11 protein-coding genes are annotated in these 13,473 nt (G+C 43.1%); 6 read left to right on the top strand and 5 right to left on the bottom strand.

Translation table 11 applies throughout. The annotated features are described in order from the left end of the window. Window positions 1-106 precede the first annotated feature (106 nt). Entirely contained in the window at window positions 107-454 is a 348-nt protein-coding gene (locus tag ACE3K2_RS10870; RefSeq protein WP_421889683.1) for a winged helix-turn-helix transcriptional regulator, read from the top strand. A gap of 170 nt (window positions 455-624) precedes the next feature. On the opposite strand, the gene ACE3K2_RS10865 is transcribed toward ACE3K2_RS10870, so the two are convergent. Both ACE3K2_RS10865 and ACE3K2_RS10860 read right to left on the bottom strand, forming a co-directional pair. Next, entirely contained in the window at window positions 625-1,089 is a 465-nt protein-coding gene (locus ACE3K2_RS10865; protein WP_421889681.1) for an NUDIX domain-containing protein, read from the bottom strand. A gap of 66 nt (window positions 1,090-1,155) precedes the next feature. Then, window positions 1,156-2,040, bottom strand: a complete 885-nt coding sequence (locus tag ACE3K2_RS10860) for a LysR family transcriptional regulator (RefSeq protein WP_421889679.1) — start codon at window positions 2,038-2,040, stop codon at window positions 1,156-1,158. Between the two features lie 125 nt (window positions 2,041-2,165). Between ACE3K2_RS10860 and ACE3K2_RS10855 the strand changes: the two genes are divergently transcribed. From ACE3K2_RS10855 to ACE3K2_RS10840, 4 genes are all read left to right on the top strand, one after another. Then, on the top strand, window positions 2,166-3,176 hold the full coding sequence (locus ACE3K2_RS10855) for an alpha/beta fold hydrolase (protein WP_421889677.1): 1,011 nt from the start codon (window positions 2,166-2,168) through the stop codon (window positions 3,174-3,176). 185 nt (window positions 3,177-3,361) lie between these two features. Continuing rightward, window positions 3,362-4,963 carry a hypothetical protein gene (locus ACE3K2_RS10850; RefSeq protein ID WP_421889676.1) on the top strand — a complete coding sequence of 534 codons (1,602 nt, stop codon included), beginning with the start codon at window positions 3,362-3,364 and terminating at the stop codon, window positions 4,961-4,963. A gap of 89 nt (window positions 4,964-5,052) precedes the next feature. Then, window positions 5,053-5,943: an ABC transporter permease gene (locus ACE3K2_RS10845; protein WP_278295126.1), complete on the top strand. Its 891-nt coding sequence runs from the start codon at window positions 5,053-5,055 to the stop codon at window positions 5,941-5,943. An 18-nt stretch (window positions 5,944-5,961) separates the two neighbouring features. Continuing rightward, window positions 5,962-6,852 (top strand): carbohydrate ABC transporter permease, encoded by an 891-nt coding sequence (locus ACE3K2_RS10840; protein WP_421889674.1) that lies wholly within the window; start codon window positions 5,962-5,964, stop codon window positions 6,850-6,852. A gap of 40 nt (window positions 6,853-6,892) precedes the next feature. Here ACE3K2_RS10840 and ACE3K2_RS10835 read toward each other — a convergent pair whose 3' ends face one another. Next, window positions 6,893-8,638, bottom strand: a complete 1,746-nt coding sequence (locus ACE3K2_RS10835) for a cache domain-containing sensor histidine kinase (protein ID WP_421889672.1) — start codon at window positions 8,636-8,638, stop codon at window positions 6,893-6,895. 28 nt (window positions 8,639-8,666) lie between these two features. Further along, on the bottom strand, window positions 8,667-10,283 hold the full coding sequence (locus tag ACE3K2_RS10830) for a helix-turn-helix domain-containing protein (RefSeq protein ID WP_421889670.1): 1,617 nt from the start codon (window positions 10,281-10,283) through the stop codon (window positions 8,667-8,669). Between the two features lie 186 nt (window positions 10,284-10,469). Between ACE3K2_RS10830 and ACE3K2_RS10825 the strand changes: the two genes are divergently transcribed. Next, the gene (locus ACE3K2_RS10825; protein WP_421889668.1) at window positions 10,470-10,745 is read left to right on the top strand and encodes a hypothetical protein; all 276 of its coding nucleotides are present in this window, start codon (window positions 10,470-10,472) and stop codon (window positions 10,743-10,745) included. An 84-nt stretch (window positions 10,746-10,829) separates the two neighbouring features. On the opposite strand, the gene ACE3K2_RS10820 is transcribed toward ACE3K2_RS10825, so the two are convergent. After that, on the bottom strand, window positions 10,830-13,457 hold the full coding sequence (locus tag ACE3K2_RS10820; protein WP_421889666.1) for an FtsX-like permease family protein: 2,628 nt from the start codon (window positions 13,455-13,457) through the stop codon (window positions 10,830-10,832). Window positions 13,458-13,473: the final 16 nt, after the last annotated feature.

The following is a 13,473-nucleotide window of genomic DNA, read 5'->3' as shown; positions in this document are numbered from 1 at the left end:
CATTGATTTTCTTGTATTAGTTTGATTATAATGTCTACAATCTTCTGAACAAGTACGATTCTTTTTCTGACTTAGTATCAAAAAGTATACTATTGGAGGGTATCAAGTGAAATATGAGTTTAATTTCGATCAGTTATGTCCAGCGACTTATGCATTTCAAGTCATTGGAGGCAAGTGGAATCTTCCGATCCTGGCAATCCTTAGTGAGAATGACTGCATACGTTACAATGAATTAAAAAGAAGACTGCCTGGCATTACCGGAACGATGCTAACAAACTGTTTGAAGGATTTGATTCATTCCGGCATCGTGCATCGGGAGCAATATAACGAGGTTCCACCGAGAGTGGAGTATTCGCTCACCGAATCGGGCAAGGAATTGGTTCCTTTAATTGAATCCGTGGTCATGTGGGGTCAGAAAAATATGACAGCAGGTATGAAGTTACAAGATATATAACTCCTGGCTTATGTAACCGCTTCGTCTGGATGTTCATTTTCTAATCGCTCTGTACACTCTGTTCAACGGGAAAAAGGCTATTTCAGTGGACCATTACGTCCTTTGAAATAGCCTTTGCTTTATACATACAAGACTTCCATTTGTTGACGAATAACTCATCGTGTGCACATCTAACTACTCAGGTCGTCATCTTCCTCGTTTCCTAAGTACATAACCGTTTTTTCTCCCTCAACTAACCTGACAATCTGCTTTCGCAATTTCGAAGGAAATAATGGCAGTTGGTTCAACTTATTAATTTCGAGCCATTCATATTCTATCTGGTTATCGTCCATTAACAGAATAGAATTGTCCTGCTCCATTAAACCTATGTACTCACACCAAAAAACAAAATCTACACGATGAAGAGCTTCCCCGTATACACCTTCAATGACAAATTCCAGTGATAACGGTTCTACATCAACTCCGATTTCTTCCCCAACTTCACGCTTCACAGCATCGGTCAGCGTTTCACCTGCATTCTGGCTCCCACCAGGCAGGATGTAGATCACTTCATCATTATCTTCCTGCCTAATCGCCAGCATTCTCCCATCCTTGATAATCAATGCTTTTGCAGAATTTCTAATCTTTCTCTCCATTGCTAATCCCCCATATTTATCTGTGAACAATATTTTAACACATACATCTAAACAAATTCTGAACAATCAACCCAACTCACTCTTTGCGGTCTGAATGAAAGCAGCCATGGATGGGGATATCCACTTCTCCCGATGCCATAACATTTGTGCAGAAAAGGATACATCTGATAAATCCCACGGCAGAGCAACCACTTCCCCTTCGCTCAACTCTTTCTTTAAAGCCATTTCGGGCAACAGCGCAATCCCTAGACCAGCCAGAACGCATTGTTTAATGGCTTCTACACTATGGAACTCAAGCTCTGTCAGCGCATCCGCACCTTTTTTCAATAGAGATTGGTCAAAATAAGTGCGATACGAACAGTTTTTTTCGGTCAATAAAAAATGCTGTTTGTGGAAGTCATCAATAACCAACGCGGAACGTGATGCTAACATATGATCGGGAGAAACCACCATTTGAAAGGTCTCACTTTTCAAAAATTCAGAATGCAGGTCTTTGGAACCAACCGGCTCATCCAATACAAAAACGACATCGGCATGCCCTTCTCTCAGACTCGATTTAAGCTCTTGCCCAGACAACGGGCGGAACAATAACCGCACACCAGGATGGTCTGCTCGGAAACGTTTGAACAAGGCTGGAAGAAGATAAGCACAGAGCACTTCGTCTGCTCCAATAACAACCGTTCCTGCCAATTCCCCATGTTGACTAGATATGCATTTCGCTTCCTCTACATCATTTAAAATCTTAGTGGCATATGGTAAAAACTGTTGCCCAGCATCCGTTAACACAACCTTTTTGCCTAATCGATCCAGCAATTTCACACCGAGCTCTTCTTCCAGCGATTTGATCTGCATGGTTATGGTAGACGGTACATAGCTCAATAATTCAGCAGTTTGACTAAAGCTGCAGGTTGATGCAAGTGTCCAAAAGGTTTTTAACTGACGTATTTCCATGAATCAATCACCTCCTATGTTCAAAATAAATGAATGATATATTCAATAACCTTTCGTTGAATTGATGATAGACGTATTGTAGAGTGAAATCAAGTTATGACTCTATTTTAAAGGAGAATCAATCCATGAACGATTATGAAACATATAACCTTGGTGATACATTACTTCAATCGGGGCAACACCTCCCTGAAGCTTTTATAGCTTACAAGACCTATGGAAACTTAAATCCGGCAAAAGACAATGTTATTGTTGTTCCAACATGGTTTGCTGGACTTCACACAGATAATGAATGGTTAATTGGAACGGACAAGGCGCTGGACCCCAGCCGGTATTTTATCATTGTACCTAATATGTTGGGTAACGGATTATCGTCCTCTCCGAGCAATACCCCTGCCCCATTGGATAAGGAGAACTTTCCTCTCATCTCCATGTATGACAATGTGCGTGCCCAACATCAACTACTCACTGAGAAATTCGGTATCACCAAGATCAAACTTGTTGTGGGCTGGTCTCTGGGAGCCATGCAGGTATATCAATGGGGAACGAGTTATCCGGAGATGGTCGAACGAATTGCCCCCTTTGGTGGAATAGCAAAGAGCAGACCCCATACACAGCTGGTGTTCGAATCCATGATCGCGGCGTTACAGGCAGATTCCAATTTTAGAAATGGTAGATATGAGCGCCCTCCGGTTGCCGGTCTCGCAGCGATGGGAAGAGTTTATGCTCCATGGGGGTTTTCGCAGGCATATTATTTGGAGAAATTGTATCAATCTGAGGGTTACGACTCCTTGAAATCTTATGTAGAAGATTACTGGGATCAAGTGTTTCTTTCCTTCGATGCTAACGACTTGATTACCATGCTGCGGACAGGAATATATGGAGACATTAGCGATAATCCCGTAGATGACGGCAACTTCGAACAGGCGTTAAGCAAGATCACCTCTCCTGCACTCGTTATGCCAGGATCAAGTGACTTGTTCTTCACGCCAGAAGACAGTGCGTATGATGTTCAACATATGCCAAACGCTGTGTATCAACCTATAGAGTCCAAGTGGGGGCACTGCTTTGGGATCGGAGCTAACGAAGTAGATTCACTCGTTATCGATCGTCATCTAAAACAATTTTTGGAGACATGAGTAAAAAAAGAAGGAGTATAAAGTAAAAAAAGTGCACAAAGCTCATTAATCTTTTCTTCGCTACGACTCAAAAGTAAAAAACATACGGGTTCTCGTCAATAACCTTTATATCACGTTCCCCCTTTCTCGTTTAGAATATTTTCATGAAGGCGTTATTGAAATATGACTGATAAGGGGGAAAAGAAATGAACAGGAAAACAAAAGCTTTAGTCTTGTCTGTATGCATGTCAACCTTATTACTCGCAGCCTGTAGTAATGGAAGTGGTGCTGATAAAGGTTCAACAACGGACCCGGATACCACCGAGGCTGGAACAACAACCATTCACACCGTAACATCTGAATACTCTTCTGCAAAATATCCAAAGGGCGACGACATCACCAACAATGTGTGGATTAAACGCTACAAAGAGAAATTTAATATCAATGTGAAAACAGACTGGGTCAGCGATGAGTATGATACCAAATTAAATTTGGCAATCGCATCGAACGATCTTCCTGACGTCTTCAGGGTTAACCCCTCGCAACTAAGGCAGTTGGTCGAAGCCGATATGGTCATGGACCTCTCCGAGGTCTTTGATCAACACGCTTCGGATCGTCTCAAAGGTTATATGGAAGCGGATGCAGACAGTTACGAGTCCGGAAAGAAAGACGGCAAGCTGTACGGCATACCGCAGATGCACTGGGGATTAATTGAACAACCAGACTTCATCTGGATTCGGAACGACTGGAAAGAAGAATTAAAGCTCCAGGACCCGAAATCGGTGGAAGACATTAAAAATATCGCACTGAAATTCATGGAAAAGCACGGGGGTTATGGCATAGCAGTAGACCAATCGTTGGATTACCTCAACCTGCTCGCTATCGCATGGAATGCGCATCCGGATATGTGGATGGAGGATAACAGTGGACAACTCGTGTATGGCTCCGTACAGCCTGAGATGAAGAATGCACTGGCTGAGTGGTCGGAATGGTACAAGCGAGGCATCATTGATCCCGAATTTGCAATCAAAGACTTCAACGCGATGAACGCGGACATTGTTGCCGGCAAAGTGGGAATGCAGCCTTATTACCAATGGTGGGGTTATAATCCGGGGGTCGATACGGTATCCAACTTGGGCAAGGACGCGATCTTCTATCCTTATATCATTCCTACCGTTGATGGGAAGGAAGCCAAACAATCCATCTTTTTCGCTAACAACAATTATATTGTCATGAAGAAGGGATTCAAGAACCCCGAGAAAGTGATCGAGATTTTGAACGACTATGCCTATATCGTGGATGAAGGCAATGGCAAGGAATCTACAGAAACACTATCCGCTTTGCTGGATAACGATATTGCCCATGTTGTCGGTGCGTTCCGTGTACTGAATCCGAATTCGGATTACGAGCAATTTGAGGCGGTGTCAGCTGCCCTTGAATCCAAAGATACCAGTGGACTTACGACTTCGGGTATGTGGCAAAAATATAATAACAGTGTTGAATTCATGGAGAACGCAACCCCAGGAGCAGTCGGTGATTATTTGCAACAAGGGGCTCCCAAAAATGCGTATGGTCTTGCCAAAAAAGTACTCGACAGCGAAAACTATACGAAGACAGCCTTATGGGGTGTTACACCAGAGATCCTGTCCAGCTATGGAACAACCTTGGATGATATCCTGACGGAGGGCTTCACCAAGATCATTATGGGTAGCGAAAGTATCGATTATTTCGATGTGATTGTCCAGAACTGGCGAGCAGCCGGCGGCGATGATGCAACCCGGGCCGTCAATGAGGCATACGGAAAATAATAAGTCTGTTGCCAGGAAGGGACGGGAATGTTCTCGCCCCTTCTTGGTAGCGGTTACAAATTTATCGCGCCAAGAACGGAGGAATACAATTGCTGAGAAAATGGAAGCAACAGCGAGCTTACCACCTCATGTTGATCCCAAGCCTGGTCCTGGTCTTTATCTTTAGTTATATCCCATTCTACGGACTTATTATCGCATTTCAGAAGTATAATCCGGGCCTCGGTTTTAATTCGCCATGGGTAGGATGGGATAATTTTGCGCATATCTTTAATCAGCCGAACTTTGTCAGAACGATCTGGAATACATTGTACATGTCTGTCTTCAAGATTATAGGCGGTATAATCGTGCCCGTCATTTTTGCATTATTGCTCAACGAAGTACTTCACAGTGGAATCAAACGTACATTCCAAACACTGGTCTACATTCCGAACTTCCTCTCTTGGGTCATTATGGCCGGCATCATGCTGGATATCCTGAGCTCCGATGGCATTATCAATACGTTTCTTGGCGTATTCGGGATTGCACCGATCTCCTTTCTTGGCACACCCTCCATTTTTCCTTGGACGATGATCGTGAGTGACATATGGAAAGGTTTCGGGTTTGGCACGGTTGTTTATTTGGCGGCACTGACCAGTATTGATCCGGGACTTTACGAGGCCGCGGTGATTGACGGAGCCAAACGCTGGAAGCAGACCATCTATATCACGTTGCCGCTCCTCATGCCAACGATTGTTTTAATGACCGTGTTGTCACTTGGAAATGTACTCAATGCTGGCTTTGACCAAATCTATAATCTCTACTCTCCTGTCGTCTATCAGACCGGTGATATTATTGACACCTATGTATACCGTCTGGGAATTCAGCAGGCACAGTATTCGATTGGTACCGCCGTAGGATTGTTCAAATCCATCATTTCCAGTGTTCTGGTTGCCGTATCGTACATCCTTGCCTACAGGGTGGCTGGTTATCGCATCTTCTAAGAAGGAGGAACGGATACTATGATCCATGATAAAAGTATAAGCAGACGTGTGTTTCTTATCTTTAACTACTTCATATTGCTACTAATCTCTCTACTCTGTATTCTCCCGTTTATCAACCTGTTGGCGGTTTCATTCAGTAGCAGTTCAGCTGTATCTGCGGGGAATGTTACGTTCTGGCCTGTCGAATTCACGACAACTGCATATGAATTCGCATTAACTGGCGGGTCATTTTTTTCATCTCTCTGGGTTGCCATTCAACGAACCGTTCTCGGAACGTTGGTGAACCTGGTTTTGATTGTACTCACGGCTTACCCCCTTTCCAAGTCTAAACAAAAATTGATGGGGCGCAATATCTATATGGGATTTTTTATCGTAACCATGTTATTCAGTGGAGGACTAATTCCAACCTATCTCGTTGTTGTCAAAATGGGGCTGATCGATTCCATATGGTCTCTGATCCTGCCTGGGGCTCTCCCCGTATTCAGCATGATTATCCTCATGAATTTCATTAGGGGGTTGCCCGAGGAGATTGAGGAATCAGCCATTATCGATGGTGCTGGGCCTGTACAGGTATTGCTTCGTATACTCCTCCCGCTCCTCAAGCCAGCTCTTGCAACCGTTGGTTTGTTCAGTATTGTCGCCCACTGGAATTCATGGTTCGATGGCATTATCTATATGAACAATCCAGCCAATTATCCATTACAAAGCTACCTTCAGACCCTGTTGCAGAGCTTTGAACAAATTATGCTGAAATCAGGATCAGATTACACGCAGCTGTTGTCCATGATGAACGCCAGAACGGGACGCGCCGCTCAGATGTTCTTGGGTGCCATTCCGATTTTACTCGTGTATCCGTTCCTACAGAAATACTTTACCAAGGGTTTGGTGTTAGGAAGCGTCAAGGGGTAAACCAAAAGTGCTTGCAGTTCATACTGCAAGCACTTTTGTTCTATCTGAACTCTGAAATGGCAGGCAGCAGAATGGAGAACTTGGTACCTTCACCTACTTTACTCTCCACCTGTATTCCATAAGGTCTTCCAAAATGAAGTTGAATTCGCCGCTGCACATTATGCAATCCAATCCCATGGGTTCCTGAACCTGCACCAGACTTTTCTTCCATTAGATTCTGCATGGTATCATGATCCATACCCACACCGTTATCACTAATTTCGATTACAACTTCATCCCCCAGCAGTTGAATCCGTATGGTAATGATTCCGTCTTCCTCCAGCTCGGCCAGACCATGAAAAATTGCATTTTCTACAATGGGCTGCAGGATCATTTTGGGCATCCGATAATGCAACACTTTATCCTCAACCTCATATCTCATCTGAATACAATCGTAGTACCTGACATTCTGGATCGTTACATAATTCGTTATATTATCAAGTTCCTCACGAATCGTGACCAGTGTTCCCTCGGATTTGGTTGCATAGCGGAGCATCGAGATTAGGGCATCGGTCATGTCCACGATTTTGTCAGCTTGTTGCATCGAGGCGATCCATTTCACCGATCCCAGTGTGTTGTACAGAAAATGAGGTTTGATCTGGTCATGCAGCGCACGCATCTCCGCCTTGGCTTTTTCGATCTCTTCCTGCTGCACCCGCTCGACCAACCGCTTCAACTCGTGGGACATTCTGTTAAATCGAATGGATAAATGTCCAATCTCGTCTCTTGAGCCAATAGGTTCGACTTGTTCAAACTGACCTTTCTCGACTAGCGCGATATTTCGTAGCAGTTTTTTAATGGGAGTAGTGATCACATGAGATAGAAATATGGATATGACGGCAGCAAAAAGAACAATGACTATGGCGAGCGTCACCAGGTTCCGGCCCAATATTTTGCCATCCGCAGTCAGCTCATCCAAAGGCATATATAAGTAAGTTGTCCATTTTTGCTGACTAAGGGGACTGGTCACCACGACATTTAATGATTCAGGTGGACGAACATTGTCCCTGAACAATGTCCCGATTAATCGTTCGTTCACGTTATATACGATCTTGTCATCCTCATCAACGATCATGAATCTGGAGCGTAACCCTTCCTGCAAGTTACGATTGACAATCTCGATGAATTTGATATCAATACTGACAACGATCACGCCAAGCAGTTCTCCACTAGATACATCATGAATTTTGCGAGCGTGGGACACGGCCAGTATTTTATTCTCCAATTGCTCATCGATTCGTGTTGTGAGCGTAATGGTTCGATCATTTTCATGCATGAACTTTTTGAACCACAGTTCATTCGTTACTTTGAAGTTTGGATCAATGGGTTGATGTGGACTGACAAAAAGGTCTTGCCCTCCGTTCATATTGTAGAGGTAGATGGAAAATACGCGATCTTTCATCATGATATAATTCATCAGAATATTGTATGCGGCAATCTCATGTTGTTCGTCACCCTTTCGCAGGAAATCCTGGATTGGGAAACTGCCTTCATGAGTCGCAGACAGATTGTCACTAAGGCCATTGCTGGCTAGGAGCGAAATTTTCTCAATCTCCTTAAGGAACTCGTCAATGCGAATATTCGTCTGCTTGGCCAGATCGTTTAGCAACGTTGTATAGTTCTGTGCCAATAACCGTTCCGAGGAGTAATACGAATTAATCGTCATCACCAATACCGGCAGGATAATGACCGTCATACAGATCACCATAATTTTGTACTTGATTTGAAAGGGCCGAACACGCTTCATATGCTGCACCTCTATTCACCGATTACATTCATCCCCGCTGTAACTCTCGATATTCCTCAGGAGTGACACCTTCCGATTTTTTGAAAATCTTACTGAAGTACGTGTAATTATGGTAACCTACCTTTTCTGCGATTTCATACACTTTCATTCCTCTGCTCAATAGATACGCTTTAGCATGTTCAATACGAACTCGGGTCAAGTACGTGATAAAGTTCTCCCCTCGTTCCTGCTTGAACACTCGGCTTAAATACGACGGATTAACACTGATTTGGCTTGCGATACTTTGCAAGGAAATATCCTCCGCATAATACTTGTCAATCAATTCAGTCGCAAGATCCGTGTAGGTGCTTTCCTGTTTGTTTTGGGAATCGGTTTGGAAGTAATACGCAATATGGGCAAGCATATCCTGGTGGATATCCTCCCAATACTCCCCCTTAAGAACAATTTCATATGGAGATTTCTCTGTTAAGGAAGGTGTTCCTCTCTCCGTAGCTCGGGATAGATGAGAGTGAATGGTCTCCATTACCATGATATATTGCTTGCGAATGCTGTTCTCATCCGCTCGTTGCTGTTCCAGATTGGATCGGATTCCTTCAAGGAATTCCTTTGCTTTATTGTTGTCTTTGCTTACCCACAACTTCAACAAATCTCGTTCCTGTTGCGGGCTTAAAGCCCCCTTAACTTCATGTCGATCTGGGGATTGGGCCATCTGCTCGTAATACAACACCTTGTTGCTACCTGTGAAGAATCCTTGTTGCAGAGCCATTTCCGCCTCTTGACAGGCCTTCTTAATGTGAGGAAACCCCGAAACCATCGTACTTACTCCTGCCGTGAGCGACAGATTCATAAAATCCTTGATGGAAGATAGCAATTTGTTACATAGTTTATTAAGGTCGGTGTGTACAGATTGGCTCTCAGGATGTACATTGACGATCACCCAATATTCAGAAGAACTTTCAACAAAAATCTCTTTCTCCCACTTCGAGGGAATGATCTCTTCCATAATATTAAGAATTGAAAATCGGAGTAGCTTTTCCCCCTTCTCGACATATTTCCTCTTTGCGTCCTCGTAATAGTTCACGATGAACTTGATAACAACCAGCTCGCCCAAATGGATACGAAACTGCAGTTCTTCTGCTTTGGAGACGATATCCTCTCCACTTATGAATCCGCTTACAACATCTTGAAAGAAGCTATCCTTTAGATATCTTAGACTCTTGGAATAATCCTGTGCGATAGAGGGTGTGTTGGTTGGATGAACATGTTCACTTTGCAGTTTCTGTCCAACCGTGCTCAGGAGCTCAATAAGGGAGGATTCGGTGATCTCGCTTTTAATCAAGTAATCTGAAGTGCCAAGTTTCAGTGCCTTTTTCACATAATGGAATTCGTCAAAATTACTCAGGATGACATACTTACAGGTTTTCAGTACACAGGAGGCCTCTTGTATAAGCTGCAGTCCATCCATAACCGGCATCTTGATATCTGTAATAATTAGATCCGGCATCACTTCAAGTGCAAGGCTCAATGCCTCTTTACCATTTCCAGCTTCACCAACAACATGGAAATTGTACTCTTCCCAATTCAGCATGGAACGAATTCCAACCCGCATGAGCAATTCATCATCGACGATCATCAGTTTATACATGCGTATCCCCCAACATGAACCATTTTTAAATATTTTACCATTAAACGAACTCTTGCAAAGGTGTCTAGCGAACCTTTTGCTTATCGAGAATCATAAATACCACTTTAACAGAACGTATGTTCCTATTATAATCAGATTATCGTATTTGGTGCAGTATAATACTCCCACCTGGAAAGGATACAACTCATGAATTTATACAAGTTTGAATTAACGGTGAATGGATATCTGTTACGCGTTCATTTTAGTGCATCAGAGGAAAGTGGACTGAAATGGTGCAAACGAATTGCTACTGAATTCCAAAGTAACGTTGCCAATCTGGAGATTAAAGTGGATATACATAAAAAGCAGAAACAAAAGCATGCATGGGAATATCACGGAAAGCCGTATGTATATGATCGGACACTCAGAAAAAAGCCGCTTGCAAAAAAAAGTAAGGCGGCCGAATCATCTGCTGTTATGTAAACTTGTTTAGAAGACGTTCTTAAAACCAAAAAAGCCGCACTCTATTTATGCGACTTTTCAAGCAATCATCTGTTGTATAGTTGTCTATGTTTCCTTTCTCAATGCCTCAACGATGCTCGTCTGGTTTAATCGATACATCGGCCAAGCTGTAGCAACAAGTGTTGTTGCTATGGCACCTGTGCAAGCAAGTACAATACTAGACCATGGAATGACCCAACCTACATCGACAGCACCTTTGAAGAGATGATATATCCCATAGCTCAGTGCTGTTCCGAGTATACTACCGTATACTGCAGCGTACAGGCCGTATAAAACACCTTCTAATAGGATCATTTTCCCCACATTACGCTGTGTCATGCCGATAGCTTTGAGAACCGCAAATTCTTTGGTGCGTAGAATGAGGTTGGTGCTGACGGTGTTCAGTATATTCAGGAAGGCAATCAGGACAATGACACCAATAAACCCGTATAAAAAGATCTTGGCGGTTATCGCATCGTTTTTTGCTTGAGCCATTTGCTCCACCTTATCTGTGTAGCTGTAACCTGCATCTTTTTGGGACAAGGATTTGAGATAGTCCGTAATTGGTTTGTTGGAAACATCGGTTTTGGCGAGAATAAAGATTCTGGCGTAAGCATCGTTCCCTGTAACCTTCTCTACGACTTCTGGCGTCGTTATGAATTCAAGCATTGCACTCTCATTATAACTGTTCGACAACAAGCCTTGATCAACAATTCCAGTTACCGTCAATGTTGTGTAACCACGACCCTTCTCGTCCAGATCAAAGCTACGTACTTGGATGTGATCCCCAACCTTGAATTGGGTTTGATCCATAACGATCTGTCTGCCATCCTCTGTTATTGTTCTTAATTTCTGAATGACGATAACGCCATTTTCCCGGTTCATCTTCTCTTTGTCGATCTTACCAGCTGTTAGTTTGGATTTGAGAGCATCGAGTCCGTTATCTCCATAGGATTCGAGGTAATTATTGTCTGTGCGGTACTTCTCTCCATCTTCAACAGAATACATTCCCGGACGGAGTTCATAGTACTCGGGATTAACTTTTTCTTTTGGAAACATGGCCATTACTTGATTATTGTAATACGGATAAGCATGTTCTACTGCATCAAGCTTAACAATGTCAGAATATACGGAATCGTCGATCCGTTTGGAAGGTCCTTCATAGATAACCGAGTAGGAATAATTGGTACCTGATTGCGATGTCTGCCCCAGTAACCCAGTTAGTCCGCTAAAGACAATAAATAGAATCATGCTGATCACTATTGAAATGGCAGTTATGCGGAAGCGCTTTTTGTTCCGCCTGATGTTTCGACTAGCAAACTGCCCTTCTATACCTAACAGTTTTCCCAGAAGCATTGATTTTCGGACAGATGTTATGCCTTCCACCGTTGTACTTCCCGAGCTATGAATCGCCTCAAGTGGGGATACCTTTGCAGCCAGTCTCGCAGGTCCGATAGCCGACAGATAAACCGTCAATAATCCCAATACTCCGGCGATGATCAAAATCGGCAGGGAGATGACCATTTGCATATCATTCAGAAATCCCAACGCCAAAAAGCTGATGTTATAAAACAGAAGTTTCATAAAAACGGTTCCCGTCAATAATCCAATAGGAATGGCAATTAGACTAAGTATTGTTGCCTCTTTAACAACTAATTTACGTAGTTGTGATGGGGTAGCCCCAATACACCGCAGCATTCCGAATTGAGAGGTCCGCTCCAGAACAGAAATATGAAACGTATTATAAATCACTGCACTCGTACAACCCATAATAATGAGGATGATCGCTGCGAATGCATATAACAAACTATGGTTTACACCTTCATAGGTGCTTTTTCCATACAATTTAAGCAGTTCATTATTATATTCGACACGAATATCTTTATATTGAATATCCTTATCCAAGGCTAAGGCAGAGCCTTGATCCACTTGGTCTAACTTCAATGAAGATATGATCGCTTCCGTCTTCGCCTGAATCTGGTTCATCGATTTCATTTTGACATAAATAAAATAATTTTTATCTGCATCGATTCTTACATTATCTTCATATGTGATGGCTGGTAAAATGAAGCTGGCAGACCACGAAGCTTTAGTACCCGTCTTCATAAATCCTACAACGGTGAATTCTCTCTGTTTTTGAGGACGAAATTCTTCATCAAGATCCCAGCCATAATCACCCAGACCATTGATAGGTTTAATCTCCCCGGTTGATGCGACCGTTCGTTCTCCCAGACGCAGAGTAATGGAATCTCCAAGCTTGGGTTTGGTCGCAAAACGATCCAGGCTCCAGGTTGAAAGAATAATTTCATGCGAATTTTGGGGCAGCCTGCCCGAGTCCAACTGAATCTGAAGCTTGTTCATCGCATCGGCATCATAATCTTTGAGATTCAAATACCGATAAGGTGCAGCAAACGGATTTTCCTGTTTTTCTTTCTCACTTGTTTTGCTGATGACCGAATAACCTTCTCTGCTGATAATTCCAGCACTCTCTACGGATGCATTATTGACAACTCTTGAGACGGCTTCTCCGGGTAATCCTTTAAAGGAAACATGGTAATCCCCGTACTCATGAACGGTTTGCCGAACCACCTTGTCTCTGAAGCTAAGGCCAATGGTTCCTATGGCTGTAAATAGTGTTACAGACAAAATAATGCCAACTATCGTGAGTATGGATCTTTTTTTCTGCCCTAGCAAATATTTTTGGGTAAGA

Source organism: Paenibacillus sp. (assembly GCF_048976745.1).
Lineage (GTDB): Bacteria > Bacillota > Bacilli > Paenibacillales > Paenibacillaceae > Paenibacillus.
The sequence above is the reverse complement of the archived record's forward strand: the minus strand, read 5'-3'. Positions and strand labels throughout refer to the sequence as shown.